Below are 18241 nucleotides of genomic sequence, written 5' to 3'. Positions count from 1 at the left end.
GGTCACGCCCCGGTGCCGTTGATGTCCCGCCCGGCCATGGTGATGCGGGCGCGGCCCGACGCGGTCGCGTTCATGGTGACCCGTTCCGCCCCCGGCTTCTCCTCACCGCCCGCGGCCCGCAGCTCGTCGATCACCCGCTGGAACTCGGGCAGCATCTCCGGGTTGGCCGTGAGCAGCCGGCGCAGCCTCAGCCGCCATTCGTCGACGAGTTCCTGCTCGGCCGGGCCGTCCCCGTTCCGCCGGGCCGCGAGCACCTCTCGCCGGGACTCGCCCAGCTCGGCCACCACCGTGTCCGCCCGCTCGGGGTGCACCTGACGCCACAGGTCGCCCAGCGCCCGTTGCGCCCGCTCCCACCCTGCTGTCGCCATGCCGTTGACCATCGTCGACGCGGCCTGACCCGCCAATGCGGCCAGTTCCGATTCCATTGCGTCACCCCTCGCTCACTCGGCTTCCCGGGAAGACGTGTATACCGCCCGTCCGGGGAAGCCGTCCGCCGATTTGAGGAGTTCCAGAGCATGCCCCCGCGCGATCCGGCCCGCCCCGCACAATCCAGCCACCCGGCACGGCCCCGGCCTCCGGGCGCCCGCATACAGAGCCCGGCCCCCGGACCGGGGCGGGGCCGCACACCACCCCCACGCCCGCCCCACCGCATACCGCCACCGCATACGGCACACTGGAGGTTTGGCCAACCCGCCGCCCCCGTGGCGGCCCCGCAGAAAGGGCCGAAGCGCGTGACCGGACCCCTCATCGTCCAGAGCGACAAGACGCTGCTCCTGGAAGTCGACCACGAGCAGGCCGACGCCTGCCGCCGTGTGATCGCGCCCTTCGCCGAGCTGGAGCGCGCGCCCGAGCACATTCACACCTACCGGCTGACCCCGCTCGGGCTGTGGAACGCACGGGCCGCGGGACACGACGCCGAGCAGGTCGTCGACGCACTCGTGAAGTACTCGCGCTACCCCGTACCGCACGCGCTGCTCGTCGACATCGCAGAGACGATGGGCCGGTACGGCCGCCTCACGCTCTCCAAGCACCCCGTCCACGGCCTGGTGCTGACCTCCACCGACCGGCCCGTCCTGGAGGAGATCCTCCGGTCGAAGAAGGTCCAGCCGCTGGTGGGGACACGGATCGACCCCGACACCGTCGCCGTGCACCCGTCCGAGCGCGGGCAGGTCAAACAGACGCTGCTGAAGCTGGGCTGGCCCGCCGAGGACCTCGCCGGCTACGTGGACGGCGAGGCCCACCCGATCGAGCTGGACGAGAGCGGCTGGGCGCTGCGCCCGTATCAGCAGCAGGCCGTCGAGGGGTTCTGGCACGGCGGTTCGGGTGTTGTCGTGCTGCCCTGTGGCGCCGGCAAGACGCTGGTCGGCGCCGGCGCGATGGCGCAGGCCAAGGCGACCACGCTGATCCTCGTCACGAACACCGTCTCCGCCCGGCAGTGGAAGCACGAGCTGGTGAAGCGGACCTCGCTGACCGAGGAGGAGATCGGCGAGTACAGCGGGACGAGGAAGGAGATCCGGCCCGTCACCATCGCCACCTACCAGGTGCTGACGACGCGAAGGAAGGGCATCTACCCGCACCTGGAGCTGTTCGACTCCCGCGACTGGGGTCTGGTGATCTACGACGAGGTGCACCTGCTGCCCGCGCCGGTCTTCAAGTTCACCGCCGATCTCCAGGCGCGGCGCCGGCTGGGGCTCACGGCGACCCTGGTCCGGGAGGACGGGCGCGAGTCGGACGTCTTCTCGCTGATCGGGCCCAAGCGGTTCGACGCCCCGTGGAAGGAGATCGAGGCGCAGGGCTACATCGCGCCCGCCGACTGCGTCGAGGTGCGGGTCAATCTGACGGACACCGAGCGGCTCGCGTACGCGACCGCCGAGGCCGAGGAGAAGTACCGGTTCTGCGCGACGACCGCCACGAAGCGGAAGGTCACCGAGGCCCTGGTGCGCAAGCACAAGGGCGAGCAGACCCTGGTCATCGGCCAGTACATCGACCAGCTGGACGAGCTGGGTGAGCATCTGGACGCCCCGGTCATCAAGGGCGAGACCAGCAACGCCCAGCGGGAGAAGCTGTTCGGCGCGTTCCGGGAGGGCGAGATCAGCGTGCTGGTCGTGTCGAAGGTGGCGAACTTCTCGATCGACCTGCCGGAGGCCACCGTCGCCATCCAGGTGTCCGGCACGTTCGGTTCGCGCCAGGAGGAGGCCCAGCGGCTCGGCCGGGTGCTGCGGCCGAAGGCGGACGGGCACGAGGCGCGGTTCTACTCGGTGGTCGCCCGCGACACGATCGACCAGGACTTCGCGGCCCACCGCCAGCGGTTCCTGGCCGAGCAGGGCTACGCGTACCGGATCGTCGACGCGGACGAGCTGCTGGCGGAGAGCTGACGGACGGCCCGGGGCCGCCGAGCGGGGCGGGTGGTCAGCGCGTGCGCCGGACGCCCGCCTCCTCCGCGTACTCGCCGAGTACGACGACGCCGAACGCGGCCCGTACGAAGATCCTGACGGCGCGCAGGGCGTCACCGGCGCGGTGACTGTGAGGGTGACCGGTGGCCGCGGTCGCGCCGTGCGCGGGGCCGGTCTTTCGCGGGTTCAGGGTGACGGTGCTCATGTATTCCATGGTGCTCCGTCCGGCCCGTGAAAGCGTCGGCCCGCAGACGGAAGGCGGCGGGGCCGCGCCTACCCCTGTGGTCGCATGCCGTCCCCTACGGGACGGACTCCCCCGTACGCCGGAATTCGTTCGCGCCCGGCCGGGCCCGTCGATACAATCGCCGGTCTGCCCGCCTCCCGCACCGTGGTACCGGCCGTCCGCAAGGACGTGCGCCGGCAGCCGGGGGAGCGCCGCCGACCGGACGGAAACCGGCCGACAGCCCGTACGCACGCCCTCGTGCGTACCAGTGATCGATCCCCGAGCGGACCGCATCGCCCCCGGTGAACGGCCGGGGACGGGGTGCGGTCCGCCGTCCTGCGTTGAATGCCGGAGGCAACACCGTGCCCGCGCACGCCCACGAAAGCGACACCACCACCGACCCCCTCGCTCACGAACGCGCCCATCTCGCCGCCTCGCGCGCCGCGTTGCGCGCCATGCGCGAGGACGCCCAGTCCCTCAACATCCGTGATGTCACGGCGAACTGGGTGAACGCCGCAGTACTCCAGGCCCAGATCACCGACCGCATCAAGTCGCTCGCCGACCTCGCCCACACGCCGCTCTTCTTCGGCCGGCTGGACTACCTCCACGTGGTCGGCGCCGAGCGGGCCGAGGGCGCGGAGGGTGAGCAGTTCTACATCGGTCGCCGCCATGTCCACGACGCCGGCGGCGATCCGATGGTCATCGACTGGCGGGCGCCGGTCTCCCAGCCGTTCTACCGGGCCTCCCGCAACGACCCGCTCGACGTCGGCCAGCGCCGCCGCTTCGGCTACACCGGCGGTGACCTCACCGCGTACGAGGACGAGCACCTCACCGATCCGACCGAGACCTCGCAGACCAGCAAGCTCCTCCAGGCGGAGATCGAGCGGCCGCGCGTCGGCCCGATGCGCGACATCGTCGCGACGATCCAGCCCGAACAGGACGAGATCGTCCGCAGTGAGCTGGGCGGTTCGGTCTGTGTGCAGGGTGGGCCGGGCACCGGGAAGACCGCCGTCGGTCTGCACCGGGTCGCGTATCTGCTGTACGCGCACCGGGAGCGGCTGGCCCGCACGGGGACGCTCGTCATCGGCCCGAACCGGTCCTTCCTGCACTACATCGAGCAGGTGCTGCCGGCCCTCGGCGAGCTGGAGGTGAAGCAGGCCACCGTCGACGACCTGGTGACGGCCCACCTGGAGGTCCGGGGCACGGACGAGGCGCCGGCCGCCGTGGTGAAGGGCGATGCCCGGATGGCGGAGGTCCTGCGGCGGGCGGTCCGTTCGCACGTGACGCTGCCCACGGAGCCCGTGATGGTGGTGCGCGGTTCGCGGCGCTGGCGGGTCCCGGCGTACGAGATCGAGGAGATGGTGCAGGAGCTGCTGGCCCGCGACATGCGGTACGGGGCCGCGCACGAGGCCCTTCCGCAGCGCATCGCGCACGCCGTGCTGGTGCGCATGGAGGAGGCGGGCGAGGCGCCCGACGACCGGGTGCAGAACGCGGTGGCGCGCACCCCCGCGGTGAAGGCCGCGGTGAAGGCGATCTGGCCCGCGGTCGATCCGTCGAAGCTGGTGCTGCGGCTGCTGTCCGACCCGGAGTTCCTGGCCGAGCAGGCGGAGGGGCTGCTCACCGACGACGAGCAGAAGACGATCCTGTGGACCAGGCCCGCCCGCAGTGCGAAGTCCGCGAAGTGGTCGGCGGCGGACGCGGTGCTGATCGACGAGGCGTCCGATCTAGTGGCGCGCACGCACTCGCTGGGCCATGTCGTCATCGACGAGGCGCAGGACCTCTCCCCCATGCAGTACCGGGCGGTGGGCCGGCGCTGTTCGACCGGGTCGGCGACGGTCCTCGGGGACCTGGCACAGGGCACGACGCCGTGGTCGACGCAGAGCTGGGCGCAGGCGCTGCACCACCTCGGGAAGTCGGACGCGGTGGTGGAGGAGCTGACGGCGGGCTTCCGCGTACCGCGCGAGGTGATCGCGTACGCGTCACGGCTGCTGCCGGTGATCTCGCCGGGCCTGGCGGCGGTCGAGTCGGTGCGTGAGTCGCCGGGCTCGCTGTCCGTACGGATGGCGGGGGACGCGGACGAGCTGGACGCGGCGGTGGTCGCGGCCTGTGAGGAGTCGCTCGAGCAGGAGGGTTCGACGGGGCTGATCGCCGCCGACGCCCGCATCCCGGCACTGGAGGCCGCGCTGACGGCCGCGGGCCACCCGTTCCTGTCACCCGGCCAGGAGACGACCGCCGAGTCCCGTCTGACGCTGGTCCCGGCGTCCCTGGCGAAGGGCCTGGAGTACGACTACGTGGTGCTGGACGAACCGGCGGCGGTTGTCGACGGCGAACCGGACGAACGGACGGGCCTGCGCCGCCTGTACGTGGCCCTGACCCGAGCGGTGTCGGGTCTGATCGTGGTCCACACGACACCTCTCCCGGACCAGCTGAGCCGCTGAGCCCCTCCGGCCAACCCGCTCAAGCCCTCGGGCGCCCCATTCGAGCCATTTCAAGCCCCTCAGGCGATTAAGGAGCGGGGGTCCGGGGGCGGAGCCCCCGGTCCACGGACCGGGCCCCGCCCCGGGCCGGCCACCGCTACGCGTCAAGCAGCACCCGCCACTCGCGTACCGCTTCCGCGTCCACCGGCCCGGACCACCCGCCCGGCCGCGCCGCACCACCGATGTGGACGGCGTCGATACCCGCGTCCAGCAGCTCCGGCAGGTGGTCGAGCCGCAGCCCGCCCCCGACGAGGATCTGCGGCTCGTACCCCGGCTCCCCCTTGCGCGCCGCCTCGACCAGCAGTGTGGGGATGCCGTCGTCCACCCCGGCGGGCGATCCGGCGGTGAGGTAGGTGTCCAGTCCCGGCACGTCCGCGAGCGCCTTGCGCAGGGCATCCCGGTCCGCTGCCCGGTCGATCGCGCGGTGGAACGTCCAGTGGCAGCCGTCCAGCTCGGCGATGATCCGCTCGACCGCGACCAGGTCGGGGTTGCCGTCCGCGTCCAGGAAACCGAGCACGAACTCGTCCGCGCCCTCCGCCCGCAGCTCGTGCGCCTTGCGCACGAGTACATCGATGTCACCGGCCGCGAAACCGTCCGCCACTCTGAGCATCACCCGCAGGGGGATGTCCACCGCGGCACGGATCGCCGCGAAGGTCGCACAGGACGGGGTGAGGCCGTCCGCCGCCATGTCGGTGACCAGCTCAAGCCGGTCCGCACCACCCGCCTGGGCAGCGACCGCGTCCTCCGCGTCGAGAGCGATCACCTCCAGGACTGCACGGTTGCTCATGGGAACCCAATCCTCCAGGAAGCAGCTATAGGTCTAGTCCAATGGCCAGCCTACGGGTCGGGCGGCCGAGGGCGCAGCCGCACCGCGCAGGTGAAGATACGCGAGGTCAGACGCCTGTCCGGCAATCGGACGAGCCGGATCAGCGCGTCCGTACTGGATCAGCCTTGCGTCTCCATAGGGGGAGGGGGTATACCTGAATCAGAACCACATACCCCCTAGGGGTATAAATGACCGTGCCGAATGATCCAGCCACCGAGGAGGCCCCGTGTCCGCGCAGACCGCAGCCACCACCGGCACCGCAGAGGTCGAGCTCACCATCGGCGGCATGACCTGCGCCTCGTGCGCGGCCCGTATCGAGAAGAAGCTCAACCGGATGGACGGGGTCGAGGCCACCGTCAACTACGCCACCGAGAGGGCCAGGGTCAGCTACCGGGGCGACGACGTCTCCGTACAGGACCTCGTCGCCACCGTGGAGAAGACCGGTTACACCGCGCACGAGCCCACTCCCCCGGTACGCACCGGGGAAGGGGCCACCGGGGCCGCGGAGGCGGACGAGCTCCGCCCGCTGCGGCAGCGGTTGGTCACCGCGGTCCTGCTCGCCGTACCGGTGATCGCGATGTCGATGGTCCCGGTGCTCCAGTTCGACAACTGGCAGTGGCTCTCGCTGACCCTCGCCGCACCCGTCGTCACGTACGCCGCCTGGCCCTTCCACCGTGCCGCGTGGACCAACGCCCGGCACGGCGCGGCCACCATGGACACGCTGATCTCGCTCGGTACCTCGGCCGCGTTCCTGTGGTCGGTGTGGGCGCTGTTCTTCGGCACCGCCGGAATGACCGGCATGACGCACCCCTTCGAGCTGACCATCGGCCGCGGCGACGGCGCCGGGAACATCTATCTCGAAACCGCCGCCGGAGTCACCGCGTTCATCCTGGCCGGGCGCTATTTCGAGGCCCGCTCCAAGCGGAAGGCGGGCGCCGCGCTGAAGGCCCTGCTCGAACTGGGCGCGAAGGAGGTCACCGTCCTGCGCGAAGGGCGTGAGATGACCGTGGACACGGCGGACCTGCGGGCCGGGGACCGCTTCCTGGTCCGGCCGGGCGAGAAGATCGCCACCGACGGCACCGTGGTCGAGGGTTCGTCGGCCGTGGACGCGTCCATGCTCACCGGCGAGTCCGTCCCCGTCGAGGTCGGCGTCGGCGACCCGGTGACCGGTGCCACGCTCAACGCGGGCGGCAGACTGGTCGTCGAGGCGACCCGGGTCGGCTCCGACACCCAGCTGGCCCGGATGGCGAAGCTGGTCGAGGACGCGCAGAACGGCAAGGCGGCGGCCCAGCGCCTCGCCGACCGGATCTCGGCGGTGTTCGTCCCCGTCGTGATCCTGCTCGCGCTCGGCACGCTCGGCTTCTGGCTCGCCGACGGATCGGGGCTGACGGCCTCGTTCACCGCCGCGGTCGCCGTACTGATCATCGCCTGCCCCTGCGCCCTCGGACTCGCCACACCCACCGCCCTCATGGTCGGCACCGGACGCGGCGCCCAGCTCGGCATCCTCATCAAGGGACCCGAGGTCCTGGAGACCACCCGGCGCGTCGACACGATCGTCCTCGACAAGACCGGCACGGTCACCACCGGCAGGATGACCCTCCAGGCCGTCCACACCGCCCCCGGCACCACCCAGGAGGACGCGCTGCGTCTGGCCGGTGCCCTGGAAAACGCCTCCGAACACCCCATCGCCCGGGCCGTGGCCACCGGAGCCGCCGAACGCACCACCGGCCCCCTCCCCACCCCGGAGGACTTCGCCAACGTCCCCGGCCTCGGCGTCCAGGGCGTCGTCGAGGGCCACGCCGTCCTCGTCGGCCGGGAGCAGCTGCTCGCGGAGTGGGAGATCCGGCTGCCCGCCGGACTGGCGCGCCGCAAGGCCGATGCGGAGAAGGCCGGACGGACGGCGATCGCGGTCGCCTGGGACGGTGAGGCCCGGGCGGTCCTTGAGGTGGCCGACGCGGTGAAGGACACCAGCGCCGAGGCCGTCGAACGGCTCCGCACGCTCGGACTGACGCCGATCCTGCTGACCGGCGACAACCGGGCGGTGGCGGAGAGCGTCGCGGCCGAGGTCGGGATCGGGACCGTGTACGCGGAGGTCCTGCCGCAGGACAAGGTCGACGTCGTCAAGCGCCTCCAGAAGGAGGGCCGTTCGGTCGCGATGGTCGGTGACGGTGTGAACGACGCGGCCGCCCTCGCCCAGGCCGACCTGGGCCTCGCGATGGGCACGGGCACGGACGCGGCGATCGAGGCGGGAGACCTGACCCTGGTCCGCGGCGACCTGCGGGCCGCCGCCGACGCGATCCGGCGGTCCCGCAGGACACTGGGCACCATCCGCACGAACCTGTTCTGGGCCTTCGCCTACAACGTGGCCGCCCTCCCGCTGGCCGCGGCGGGCTTGCTGAACCCGATGATCGCGGGCGCGGCGATGGCGTTCTCGTCGGTGTTCGTGGTCGGCAACTCGCTGCGGCTGCGGGGTTTCCGCGCCGGGGCGTAGGACGTCTCCCGGATCCCCCGACCGCGGGCGGCCGGGCTCAGCCCCCTGCGGGGAGCCGGGCCTCCGGCCGCCCTGCCGGATCAGCCCCCGCCGGTCACGAACCGCACCGCGGTCCCCGCCACGACCCGCGCCGCCGCCGCCAGCGCGGCTTCCGGGACGACGCCGATCACCGGGTAGCCGCCCGTCGTCGGATGGTCGTTCAGGAACACCACCGGGCGGCCGTCCGGCGGGACCTGGACCGCGCCCAGCACCATGCCCTCGCTGGGCAGTTCGCCCTGCCGGGCGCGGGCCAGGGCGGGGCCTTCGGTGCGCAGGCCGATGCGGTTGCTCTGCGGGGAGACGCGGTACTCGGTCGTGGTGAGGGTGCGCAGGGCCTCGGCGGTGAACCAGGTGTGGCGGGGGCCGAGGAGCACCGGGAGCACGAGTCCGGCGGGGGCCCCGGGCCACGGGACGGCCCCCGCGGGCGGGGTGCCGGCGGCCGGGGCGGGTCCCAGCGGCAGTACGTCGCCGTCGCTCAGGGGCGGCGGGCCCAGTCCGGAGAGCAGATCGGCGGAGCGGCTGCCGAGCACCGGCTCCGGCTCTACGCCGCCCGTGAACGCCACGTATCCGCGCAGGCCGTGCGCGGCGGGTCCGGCGTCCAGCACCGCACCCGCCGGTACGTGCACGGCCGCACCCCACGCGACGGGCCGCCCGTCCACCGTCACCCGGCAGGGCGCGCCGCCGACGACCGCGCGCACCGCGCGGCTCGGGCGGACCGCGCAGCCGGTGGCGGTCGTCTCCAGCAGCGCGGCGGTCACGGGGTTGCCGGCCAGCCGGTTGGCGAGCCGGGCGGAGGGTGCGTCCAGGGCGCCCGCCCGGCCCACGCCCAGGTGGGCGTGGCCGAAGCGCCCCTCGTCCTGCACGGTGGTCAGGGCTCCGGCGCGGACGACCTCCAGCCGCCCGCTCATGCCCCGGCCCCCACCGCGACGAAGCGGACCCGGGCCCCGGGCGTCAGCAGGGCGGGGGGTTCGCGGTCCGGGTTCCACAGGGCGGCCGGGTCCGGCGTCCGGCCGACGATCTGCCAGCCGCCGGGGGACGGTCGCGGGTAGACCCCGGTGTAGGGGCCGGCCAGGGCCACCGCACCGGCCGGGACCCGGGTCCGCGGGGTCGCCCGGCGCGGCACGTGGAGGTGGTCGGGCAGGCCCGTCAGATAGCCGAAGCCGGGGGCGAACCCGCAGAAGGCGACCCGGAATTCGGTTCCGGCGTGGATGCGGCCCACCTCGTCGGCGCCGACGCCCCATGCCTCGGCGACGTCGGCCAGGTCCGGGCCGTCGTAGCGGACCGGGATCTCGACCGGTTCGCCGGTGGTCCGCCGCAGCGGCGGCGGACGCCAGGACGTCAGCTCGCGGGCGAGCCCGGCCGGGTCCCGTGCGACGCCGTCCAGCCGGGCCGCCGCGACACCGTCCAGCAGTACGGTCCGCGCACCGGGCACGATCTCGCGCACCCCGGTCAGTTCACCGGCCTCGCGCCGCCGCAGCACCTCCGCGTGGAAGGCCTCGGTCTCCTCCCCGGAGCCCAGTTCGACCAGCAGCGCGTCCGCTCCGGCGGCCAGTACGACGGGCGCCGGCCCGCGCCCCGCCCCCTGCGGCGGTGTCGGCGTGTTCATGCGAACGCCCGTACCGCGACGCCCGCCTCTTCCAGTGCGGCCCGTACGCGCCGGGCGATCGCCGCAGCTCCGGGGGTGTCGCCGTGGACGCACAGGGAGCGCGCGGCGACCGTGATCCGACGGCCGTCGGCCGCGATCACGCTCCGGTCCACCGCGATCCCGACGCTGCGGCGTACGACCTCGTCGCCGTCGTGCACGACCGCGTCCGGTTCGGCGCGCGGCACGAGCGTGCCCTGCGGGGTGTACGCGCGGTCGGCGAAGGCCTCCTCGACGGTGGCCAGCCCGGCTTCGGCGGCCCGCACGAGCAGCCGGGAGCCGGGCAGCCCGAGCACCGCCGGTTCCCCGCCCGCGAGCCGGACGCCCTCGATCACGGCCGCGGCCTGTCCGTCGTCGTGGACGGCGCGGTTGTAGAGGGCGCCGTGCGGTTTGACGTACGAGACCGTGGAGCCCGCCGCCTCGGCGAACACCCTCAGGGCACCGATCTGGTAGGCCACTTCGGCGGCCAGTTCGTCGGCGGGCACATCCATGGACCGGCGCCCGAAGCCCGCCAGATCGCGGTAGGAGACCTGCGCGCCGATCCGTACGCCCCGGGTTGCCGCGGTGTCGCAGACCCGCCGCATCACCGAAGGATCCCCGGCGTGGAAGCCGCACGCCACGTTGGCACTGGTCACGCAGGCGAGGAGCGCCTCGTCGTCGGTGAGCGACCAGCGACCGAAGCCCTCACCGAGATCCGCGTTGAGGTCCATCAGATTCGTCACGAAACGCACGTTAGCGCCTGGCCGCGGCCAACTGCCCGTCAAAAACGGCCGGCCGGACGTCAGAAGACGAACAGCTCGCGCTCCTTCACGCCCTCCAGCTCATAGCGCGTGCCCACCAGCGGCCGGTCCGCGTACAACCTGATCAGTGTTGCCCCGTCCCCCCGGTACCGGCCGGGGGCGCGGCCCTCCTGTTCGGTGCCGAGCACCAGTTCCTCCCCGCTGTCCTCCAGTTCCGCGACGAGCAGCGGTGTCCTGCGGCGGGCGACCGGGCCGAGGAGCGTGAGCGCGTGGGCCAGCCCGGCGCCCCGGTACGCCCCTTCGAGGCCCCATGCCTCCCGTACGTCCCCCGCGTGCACCCACTCCCCCAGCGCCACGCCGTCCAGCACCCCGCCCGCCCCGGCGATCGCGGCACCGGCCCCGGTCATCCCGCGCTCCAGCTCGTCCAGGACCTGCGCGTCCGTCCAGCCGGCCCGTTCGGCGATGTCGCGGTCGTTGCACTCGGGGCTGAACACATCCGGTCCGAACCGGCTCTCCACGACCCGGACCAGCGCGGAACCGCAGTGCGCGAGGACATCGCGCACCGTCCAGCCGGGGCACGCGGTGCGCAGTCCGAAATCGCTCGGTCCCGCGGACCGCAGCAGCGGGAGGAGTGCGTCGCGCTCGGTGCGCAGCAGGAGTCCGGGGAGCTCGGGGTCACGTTCGTCAGCCATGACCCCAGCCAACCATCCTGCGCGGGCCCGGACTTGCGGTTCCGCGCGGACGCGGCGGACCGTCCGCGCGCCCGACCGCACGCGAGGCCCTAACCTCGTCCCCATGGACGACACCGCTCAGGGCACCCGCGACACCGACGATGCAGGCCTCCGCGTCCGCTGGCGCGACGCCCTGACCGCCGTACGGGGCGGCGGGGCGGGGCCCGATCCGCTGCCGTACGCGGACAACCTCCTGGCGCGCTGGGCCGAGCCGCAGCGCAAGTACCACACCACCGCCCATCTGGCAGCGGTCCTGGACCGCGTCGACACGCTCGCCGGCCATGCCGCGGACGCGGACGCCGTACGGCTCGCGGCCTGGTTCCACGACGCGGTCTACCGCCCCGACCGCACGGAGAACGAGGAGCGCAGCGCCGTCCTCGCCGAGCGCGCGCTGCCCGAGGCCGGGGTGCCCGACGCGGTCACCGCCGAGGTCGCCCGGCTGGTGCGGCTCACCGTCTCGCACGATCCGGCCGAGGGCGACACCAACGGTGAGGTGCTGTGCGACGCGGATCTGGCGATCCTGGCGGCCGCGCCCAAGGGGTACGCGCAGTACGCGGCCGAGGTGCGCGAGGAGTACGGCTTCGTCCCGGACGAGGCGTTCCGGGAGGGCCGGGCGGCCGTGCTGCGTCAGCTGCTGGAACTGCCCCAGCTGTTCCGTACGCCGCACGGGGTGGCCGAGTGGGAGCCGAGGGCGCGGCACAACCTGCTGACGGAACTGGAGCTGCTCGCCCACTGAGCGGCCGCGGGTGCGTCGGCTCGGCCCGGGCTGCGGGACGCGAGCGGCGGGATGCGGGCTGCGGCCGGGGATGCGGGATGAGGCCGCCGCCGGCGGGCGGGACGCGGGCGGGATGAGGCCGGCCGCGGGAATGTAACGGACAAGTTGACTGTTGGCACCTGTCATGCCCGACTCTGCCGCTCGCCGCTCACGTATGCCCCTGGCCGTATACATCCTGGGCCTCTCGGTCTTCGCCCTCGGCACCAGCGAGTTCATGCTCTCCGGACTGCTGCCGCCGATAGCCGACGACATGAACGTGTCGATCCCGCGCGCCGGTCTCCTCATATCCGCGTTCGCGATCGGCATGGTGGTGGGCGCACCGCTGCTCGCCGTCGCCACGCTCCGGCTGCCGCGCCGCACCACGCTCATCGCGCTGATCTCGGTCTTCGGCCTCGGCCAGGTCGCGGGTGCGCTCGCGCCGACGTACGAGGTGCTCTTCGCCTCCCGCGTGATCAGCGCCTTCGCCTGTGCCGGGTTCTGGGCCGTGGGGGCGGCGGTGGCCATCGCGATGGTGCCGGTGAACTCCCGGGCCCGCGCCATGGCCGTGATGATCGGTGGTCTCTCGATCGCCAATGTGCTGGGTGTGCCACTGGGGGCGTTCCTCGGTGAGAACCTCGGCTGGCGTTCGGCGTTCTGGGCGGTCGGCGCGGCCTCCGCGGTGGCCCTGGCAGGGGTGTCGACCCTCATCCCCCGCATCCCGCTGCCGGAGAAGAAGCCGCAGCTCAAGCAAGAGATGAGCATCTACCGCGACCGGCAGGTGTGGCTGTCGATCGTGATCACCGCGCTCGCGGCGGGCGGGGTGTTCTGCGCGTTCAGCTATCTGGCGCCGCTGCTGACGGATGTCGCCGGTCTCGACTCGGGCTGGGTGCCGACCGTGCTCGCGCTGTTCGGGATCGGTGCGCTGGTCGGCACGACGATCGGCGGCCGGGTCGCGGACGCGCACCTCTTCGGCGTGCTGCTGAGCGGTATCGCGGCGTCCACGGTGTTCCTCGCGGCGCTCGCGCTGTTCGCCTCGAACCAGGCCGCCGTGATCGTGCTCTCGTTCCTGCTCGGCCTGTCCGCGTTCTACACCGCCCCGGCGCTCAACGCCCGGATGTTCAACGTCGCGGGCGCCGCCCCGACCCTGGCGGGCGCGACGACGACCGCCGCGTTCAACCTGGGCAACACCAGTGGGCCCTGGCTGGGCGGCACGGTGATCGACGCGGACTTCGGCTACCCGGCGACCGCGTGGGCGGGGGGCGCGATGACGGTGCTCGCCCTGGTCGCCGTCGTCTTCTCGCTGCGGCTCCAGCGCGCCCGCGGCTCCGCCTCCCGGCTGGTGGCGGGTGCACCGGCCGCCGCGTCGAAGGACGCGGCGGAGGTGTGCGCCCCCGCGACCGGCGCCTGAAGGGCTAGAGCGACCGGCCCTTCGGGCGGCGCAGGCCCGCGTCGGTGATCCGGCGGACCAGTTCCTTGGAGCCGATCTGCCGGGCGCCGGCCCGTACCGCGTCCTCGTACCGGGCCGCCGGTACGTCGTAGTGGTCCCGCTCGAAGGCCCGCTCCGGGCAGCCGATGGACGCCGCGAAGGTGTGCAGTTCCTCGAACGACTCGTCGCTGACCAGGTGCGACCAGAACCGTCCGTGGCCCGGCCAGTCCGGCGGGTCGATGTAGAGGGTCACGGGCGCACTATCCCGCTCAGCGCACCGACCCGGGCGACCGACACGGTGGCCTTCGTGCAGACCCAGTGCGGGTCCGGGCCCAGTTCCGGTTCGACGTCCAGGGCGTGCGGGTCGCCCTCGTGGCAGACCGGGCACAGCGGCCAGCGTCCGTACTTCTCCAACAGCGCGTCCTGAACGTCCTGAGCGACCAGGCCGACGACGAACTCCGCGCCCTCCGGCCACTGCTCGACCCACCAGCGCCGGTGCGTCACGGCGTCCTCGACCATGGAGACGATCTGCGCCTCCGCGACCTCTCCCGCGGCGAGGTCGGCCATGACGAGCGCGCGGGCGGTGTGCAGCACCTGCTCAAGACGATTCGGCTCCATACACCCATTGTCCACCTGCCGCAGCGCGAGACGGCCGGACGCTCTGCGGGACCGCCGGACGCTCCACGGACCGCAGGACGCCTGCGGGACCGCCGGACGTTACGCGGACCGCCGGAGGTCAGGACGGACCGCCAGAGGTCAGGACCAAAGGGGGGTTGACGGACCCGCGTCCTGAAAATATCTTTCAAATGTGACCAATGACCTGAAGGAAAGTTTCAGCGCTGATTCGCCGCCCGCCCCGGCAGCCCTCGCCGCCAAGGTGCGCACGCTCGCGCCGTCCATGACCCGCTCCATGCAGCGGGTCGCCGAGGCGGTCGCGGGTGACCCGGCCGGCTGCGCCGCCCTGACGGTCACCGGTCTCGCCGAGCTCACCGGCACCAGCGAGGCCACAGTGGTCCGCACCGCCCGCCTCCTCGGCTACCCCGGCTACCGCGATCTGCGTCTCGCGCTCGCCGGTCTCGCCGCCCACCAGCAGTCCGGCCGGGCCCCCGCCGTCACCGCCGACATAGCGGTCGACGACCCGATCGCCGACGTGGTCGCCAAGCTCGCCTACGACGAGCAGCAGACCCTCGCCGACACGGCCGCCGGGCTCGACACCGTGCAGCTCGGCGCCGCGGTGGCCGCCGCCGCCACCGCCCGCCGGATCGACATCTACGGGGTGGGCGCCTCCTCTCTCGTCGGCCAGGACCTGGCCCAGAAGCTGTCCCGCATCGGCCTGATCGCGCACTCCAACATGGACCCGCACCTCGCGGTGACCAACGCCGTGCAGCTGCGCTCCGGTGACGTGGCCATCGCGATCACCCACTCCGGCTCGACGGGTGACGTCATCGAGCCGCTGCGGGTCGCCTTCGACCGCGGCGCGACGACGATCGCGATCACCGGCCGCCCCGACGGCCCGGTCACGCAGTACGCCGACCACGTACTGACCACGTCCACGGCCCGCGAGAGCGAGCTGCGCCCCGCCGCGATGTCGAGCCGTACGAGCCAGCTCCTGGTCGTCGACTGCCTGTTCATCGGAGTCGCGCAGCGTACGTACGAGACGGCGGCCCCGGCCCTCGCCGCCTCCTACGAGGCGCTGGCCCACCGCCACAACCCGCGCACCCGCTGACGCACCGCCCAGCAGAAGCACCCGCACCCGCACCCGCACCCGCAGAACCGTACGAGTTCAAGAAAGCAGAGCCGCTCTCCATGACCTCCATCACCGACGCCGACGCCACCGCCCCCGACGGCTACGGCGAGCTGCGCGCCCAGCTCGAAACCCTCACCACCGAGGCATTCCGTCCCGAACTCGCCGAGATAGACCAGCTGGCCACCTCGGAAATCGCCCGGATCATGAACGGCGAGGACCAGACGGTCCCGGCAGCGGTCGCCGCCCGGCTGCCCGAGATCTCCGCCGCGATCGACGCCACCGCCGCCCGCATGGCCCGCGGCGGCCGGCTGATCTACGCGGGCGCCGGCACCGCCGGCCGCCTCGGCGTGCTCGACGCCAGCGAGTGCCCGCCCACCTTCAACACCGACCCGGCGGACGTCATCGGCCTCATCGCGGGCGGCCCGTCCGCGATGGTCACCGCCGTGGAGGGCGCCGAGGACAGCAAGGAGCTGGCCGCGGCCGACCTCGACGCGCTGGAGCTCACCGCCGACGACACGGTGGTCGGCATCTCCGCCTCCGGCCGCACGCCGTACGCGATCGGGGCCGTCGAGCACGCCCGCGCCCGGGGCGCGCTGACCATCGGCCTGTCCTGCAACGCGGACTCCGCGCTGGGCGGGGCGGCCGAGCACCCCGTCGAGGTCGTCGTCGGGCCCGAGCTGCTCACCGGCTCCACCCGGCTCAAGGCGGGCACCGCCCAGAAGCTCGTCCTCAACATGCTCTCGACGATCACCATGATCCGGCTCGGCAAGACGTACGGAAACCTCATGGTCGACGTCCGCGCCTCCAACGAGAAGCTGCGCGCCCGTTCCCGGCGGATCGTCTCGCTGGCCACCGGCGCCTCCGACCAGGAGATCGAGGCCGCGCTCGCCGCGACCGACGGCGAGGTGAAGAACGCCATCCTCACCATCCTCGGCCAGGTCGACGGCCCCACCGCCGCCACGCTCCTGTCCGCATCGGACGGCCACCTCCGCGCCGCGCTCGCCGCCGCCCCCCGCACCACCTGACCCTCCGGCTCCACCCCCCGCACAGCAAGGCACCACGCACCATGGCTACAGAAGACAAGAACCGCGCCACCGCCGCCGCGATCCTTCCGCTCGTCGGTGGCGCCGCGAACGTCAGCTCCATCGCCCACTGCATGACCCGGCTCCGGCTGGGTCTGCGCGACCGCTCACTCGTCCAGGACGAGGCCCTGAAGGCCGTCCCGGCCGTCATGGGCGTGGTCGACGACGACACGTACCAGATCGTTCTCGGTCCCGGTACGGTCGCCCGCGTCACACCGGAGTTCGAGAAGCTCGTCGAGGAGGGCCGGGCCGGACAGCCGGCTCCGGCCCCCTCGCCGGCCTCCGCCCCGCTCACGGCGGAGGAACTGGCCGCGCAGGGCGCCGAGATGAAGGCGGCCAGGAAGGCGAAGAACGCCACGCCGTTCAAGCTGTTCCTGCGCCGGATCGCCAACATCTTCGTTCCGCTGATCCCGGCCCTGATCGGCTGCGGCATCATCGCGGGCCTCAACGGCCTGCTGGTGAACCTCGGCTGGCTGACGTCCGTCACCCCGGCGCTGGCTGCGATGGCGTCCGGCTTCATGGCCCTGATCGCGGTCTTCGTCGGCTACAACACGGCGAAGGAGTTCGGCGGCACGCCGATCCTCGGCGGTGCGGTGGCGGCCATCATCGTCTTCCCGGGCGTCGCGAACATCGAGGCGTTCGGCCAGAAGCTCTCCCCCGGCCAGGGTGGCGTCCTCGGCGCGCTGGGCGCGGCGGTGCTCGCGGTGTACGTGGAGAAGTGGTGCCGGCGCTGGGTCCCGGAGGCGCTGGACGTCCTGGTCACCCCGACGCTGACGGTCCTGATCTCCGGCCTGGTGACCATCTTCGGCCTGATGTACGTGGCCGGTGAGGTCTCCACCGCGATCGGTACGTTCGCCGACTGGCTGCTCTCCAACGGCGGCGCCGGCGCGGGCCTGGTCCTCGGCGGGTTCTTCCTCCCGCTGGTCATGCTGGGCCTGCACCAGGCGCTGATCCCGATCCACACCACCCTGATCGAGCAGCAGGGCTACACGGTCCTGCTCCCGATCCTCGCCATGGCCGGAGCGGGCCAGGTCGGCGCGGCCATCGCGGTCTACTTCCGCCTCCCGCGCAACGAGTCCATCCGCAAGACGATCAAGTCCGCCCTGCCCGCAGGCTTCCTGGGCGTGGGCGAACCCCTGATCTACGGTGTCTCGCTCCCGCTGGGCCGCCCGTTCATCACGGCGTGCGTGGGCGGTGCGTTCGGCGGCGCGTTCGTCGGCTTCTTCAACCAGCTCGGCGACGCGGTCGGCTCCACCGCGATCGGCCCGTCCGGCTGGGCCCTGTTCCCCCTCCTGGACGGCAACCACGGCCTGGGCGCGACGATCGCGATCTACGCGGGCGGCCTGGTCGTCGGCTATCTGGCGGGCTTCCTCGCCACGTACTTCTTCGGCTTCAGCAAGGACCTGCTGACGGAGTTCAACGTGTCGCAGGAACCGGCCACCACCGCGCCACCGGCCGCACCCACCGCCGTCGGCGGCCCGGACGACACGGCGAAGGAACCCGCCCGGGTCTGACGGCCACACCGGTCACACCTGACGCACGGAAGCGGGGGGCCCCCACACGTGCCGCCCCGGCGGGGCGGCCCCCCCCCGGCCCGGGGGGCCGGCCGGGGCGGCGGGCCCGGGGAGGACGCCGGGCGCGGGGGCGGGGGGGAGAACGGCCCCCCCCCC

At 73.0% G+C, this 18241-nt stretch carries 17 protein-coding genes; 8 read left to right on the top strand and 9 right to left on the bottom strand.

What is annotated here, in order from left to right; translation table 11 throughout:
- Positions 1-2 precede the first annotated feature (2 nt).
- Positions 3-425, bottom strand: a complete 423-nt coding sequence (locus ACFVJX_RS07325) for a hypothetical protein (RefSeq protein ID WP_384126154.1) — start codon at positions 423-425, stop codon at positions 3-5.
- Between the two features lie 306 nt (positions 426-731).
- On the opposite strand from ACFVJX_RS07325, the gene ACFVJX_RS07320 reads away from it, so the two are divergent.
- Positions 732-2375 (top strand): DNA repair helicase XPB, encoded by a 1644-nt coding sequence (locus tag ACFVJX_RS07320; protein WP_384126155.1) that lies wholly within the window; start codon positions 732-734, stop codon positions 2373-2375.
- 34 nt (positions 2376-2409) lie between these two features.
- On the opposite strand, the gene ACFVJX_RS07315 is transcribed toward ACFVJX_RS07320, so the two are convergent.
- Positions 2410-2598 (bottom strand): hypothetical protein, encoded by a 189-nt coding sequence (locus ACFVJX_RS07315; protein WP_384126156.1) that lies wholly within the window; start codon positions 2596-2598, stop codon positions 2410-2412.
- Between the two features lie 380 nt (positions 2599-2978).
- Here ACFVJX_RS07315 and ACFVJX_RS07310 point away from each other — a divergent pair, with 380 nt between their 5' ends.
- Positions 2979-5054 carry a HelD family protein gene (locus ACFVJX_RS07310; protein WP_384126157.1) on the top strand — a complete coding sequence of 692 codons (2076 nt, stop codon included), beginning with the start codon at positions 2979-2981 and terminating at the stop codon, positions 5052-5054.
- A gap of 136 nt (positions 5055-5190) precedes the next feature.
- Here ACFVJX_RS07310 and ACFVJX_RS07305 read toward each other — a convergent pair whose 3' ends face one another.
- A complete protein-coding gene (locus ACFVJX_RS07305) occupies positions 5191-5880 on the bottom strand; it encodes a copper homeostasis protein CutC (protein WP_384126159.1) in 690 nt (229 codons plus the stop codon).
- A 265-nt stretch (positions 5881-6145) separates the two neighbouring features.
- Here ACFVJX_RS07305 and ACFVJX_RS07300 point away from each other — a divergent pair, with 265 nt between their 5' ends.
- The gene (locus ACFVJX_RS07300; RefSeq protein ID WP_384126161.1) at positions 6146-8410 is read left to right on the top strand and encodes a heavy metal translocating P-type ATPase; all 2265 of its coding nucleotides are present in this window, start codon (positions 6146-6148) and stop codon (positions 8408-8410) included.
- A gap of 80 nt (positions 8411-8490) precedes the next feature.
- Here ACFVJX_RS07300 and ACFVJX_RS07295 read toward each other — a convergent pair whose 3' ends face one another.
- From ACFVJX_RS07295 to ACFVJX_RS07280, 4 genes are all read right to left on the bottom strand, one after another.
- Entirely contained in the window at positions 8491-9357 is an 867-nt protein-coding gene (locus ACFVJX_RS07295; protein WP_384126163.1) for a biotin-dependent carboxyltransferase family protein, read from the bottom strand.
- Complete coding sequence (locus ACFVJX_RS07290) at positions 9354-10055, bottom strand: allophanate hydrolase subunit 1 (protein WP_384126165.1); 702 nt, start codon at positions 10053-10055, stop codon at positions 9354-9356. The genes ACFVJX_RS07295 and ACFVJX_RS07290 overlap by 4 nt, the downstream gene beginning before the upstream one ends.
- Positions 10052-10801, bottom strand: a complete 750-nt coding sequence (locus ACFVJX_RS07285) for a LamB/YcsF family protein (protein ID WP_384126189.1) — start codon at positions 10799-10801, stop codon at positions 10052-10054. The genes ACFVJX_RS07290 and ACFVJX_RS07285 overlap by 4 nt, the downstream gene beginning before the upstream one ends.
- Positions 10802-10872: 71 nt before the next feature.
- A complete protein-coding gene (locus ACFVJX_RS07280) occupies positions 10873-11523 on the bottom strand; it encodes a maleylpyruvate isomerase family mycothiol-dependent enzyme (RefSeq protein WP_384126166.1) in 651 nt (216 codons plus the stop codon).
- A 103-nt stretch (positions 11524-11626) separates the two neighbouring features.
- Between ACFVJX_RS07280 and ACFVJX_RS07275 the strand changes: the two genes are divergently transcribed.
- Positions 11627-12298, top strand: a complete 672-nt coding sequence (locus ACFVJX_RS07275; protein ID WP_384126168.1) for a hypothetical protein — start codon at positions 11627-11629, stop codon at positions 12296-12298.
- 193 nt (positions 12299-12491) lie between these two features.
- Positions 12492-13724, top strand: a complete 1233-nt coding sequence (locus tag ACFVJX_RS07270) for a Cmx/CmrA family chloramphenicol efflux MFS transporter (RefSeq protein ID WP_384126170.1) — start codon at positions 12492-12494, stop codon at positions 13722-13724.
- Between the two features lie 4 nt (positions 13725-13728).
- On the opposite strand, the gene ACFVJX_RS07265 is transcribed toward ACFVJX_RS07270, so the two are convergent.
- Together ACFVJX_RS07265 and ACFVJX_RS07260 are read right to left on the bottom strand one after the other, a co-directional pair.
- Positions 13729-13995 (bottom strand): DUF4031 domain-containing protein, encoded by a 267-nt coding sequence (locus ACFVJX_RS07265; RefSeq protein WP_384126172.1) that lies wholly within the window; start codon positions 13993-13995, stop codon positions 13729-13731.
- A complete protein-coding gene (locus tag ACFVJX_RS07260; protein ID WP_384126173.1) occupies positions 13992-14360 on the bottom strand; it encodes a hypothetical protein in 369 nt (122 codons plus the stop codon). Before ACFVJX_RS07260 ends, ACFVJX_RS07265 begins: the two co-directional genes overlap by 4 nt.
- 190 nt (positions 14361-14550) lie before the next feature.
- On the opposite strand from ACFVJX_RS07260, the gene ACFVJX_RS07255 reads away from it, so the two are divergent.
- The 3 genes from ACFVJX_RS07255 (at position 14551) to ACFVJX_RS07245 (ending at position 18085) form a co-directional block, all read left to right on the top strand.
- The gene (locus ACFVJX_RS07255) at positions 14551-15468 is read left to right on the top strand and encodes a MurR/RpiR family transcriptional regulator (RefSeq protein WP_384126175.1); all 918 of its coding nucleotides are present in this window, start codon (positions 14551-14553) and stop codon (positions 15466-15468) included.
- 80 nt (positions 15469-15548) lie between these two features.
- Positions 15549-16514: an N-acetylmuramic acid 6-phosphate etherase gene (gene murQ, locus ACFVJX_RS07250; RefSeq protein WP_384126177.1), complete on the top strand. Its 966-nt coding sequence runs from the start codon at positions 15549-15551 to the stop codon at positions 16512-16514.
- Positions 16515-16555: 41 nt separating this feature from the next.
- Positions 16556-18085, top strand: coding sequence for a PTS transporter subunit EIIC (locus ACFVJX_RS07245; protein WP_384126178.1), 1530 nt, complete (start codon positions 16556-16558; stop codon positions 18083-18085).
- The last annotated feature ends 156 nt before the right edge of the window (positions 18086-18241 follow it).

The organism is Streptomyces sp. NPDC127177 (assembly GCF_042672475.1).
GTDB lineage: Bacteria > Actinomycetota > Actinomycetes > Streptomycetales > Streptomycetaceae > Streptomyces.
The sequence above is the reverse complement of the archived record's forward strand: the minus strand, read 5'-3'. Positions and strand labels throughout refer to the sequence as shown.

What these genes read in the sequence shown, in the direction of transcription:
- ACFVJX_RS07325 (WP_384126154.1), bottom strand. Translation starts at nt 425, where the DNA reads ATGGAATCGGAACTGGCCGCATTGGCGGGTCAGGCCGCGTCGACGATG.
- ACFVJX_RS07315 (WP_384126156.1), bottom strand. Translation starts at nt 2,598, where the DNA reads ATGAGCACCGTCACCCTGAACCCGCGAAAGACCGGCCCCGCGCACGGC.
- ACFVJX_RS07305 (WP_384126159.1), bottom strand. Translation starts at nt 5,880, where the DNA reads ATGAGCAACCGTGCAGTCCTGGAGGTGATCGCTCTCGACGCGGAGGAC.
- ACFVJX_RS07295 (WP_384126163.1), bottom strand. Translation starts at nt 9,357, where the DNA reads ATGAGCGGGCGGCTGGAGGTCGTCCGCGCCGGAGCCCTGACCACCGTG.
- ACFVJX_RS07290 (WP_384126165.1), bottom strand. Translation starts at nt 10,055, where the DNA reads ATGAACACGCCGACACCGCCGCAGGGGGCGGGGCGCGGGCCGGCGCCC.
- ACFVJX_RS07285 (WP_384126189.1), bottom strand. Translation starts at nt 10,801, where the DNA reads ATGGACCTCAACGCGGATCTCGGTGAGGGCTTCGGTCGCTGGTCGCTC.
- ACFVJX_RS07280 (WP_384126166.1), bottom strand. Translation starts at nt 11,523, where the DNA reads ATGGCTGACGAACGTGACCCCGAGCTCCCCGGACTCCTGCTGCGCACC.
- ACFVJX_RS07275 (WP_384126168.1), top strand. Translation starts at nt 11,627, where the DNA reads ATGGACGACACCGCTCAGGGCACCCGCGACACCGACGATGCAGGCCTC.
- ACFVJX_RS07270 (WP_384126170.1), top strand. Translation starts at nt 12,492, where the DNA reads ATGCCCCTGGCCGTATACATCCTGGGCCTCTCGGTCTTCGCCCTCGGC.
- ACFVJX_RS07260 (WP_384126173.1), bottom strand. Translation starts at nt 14,360, where the DNA reads ATGGAGCCGAATCGTCTTGAGCAGGTGCTGCACACCGCCCGCGCGCTC.
- murQ (WP_384126177.1), top strand. Translation starts at nt 15,549, where the DNA reads ATGACCTCCATCACCGACGCCGACGCCACCGCCCCCGACGGCTACGGC.
- ACFVJX_RS07245 (WP_384126178.1), top strand. Translation starts at nt 16,556, where the DNA reads ATGGCTACAGAAGACAAGAACCGCGCCACCGCCGCCGCGATCCTTCCG.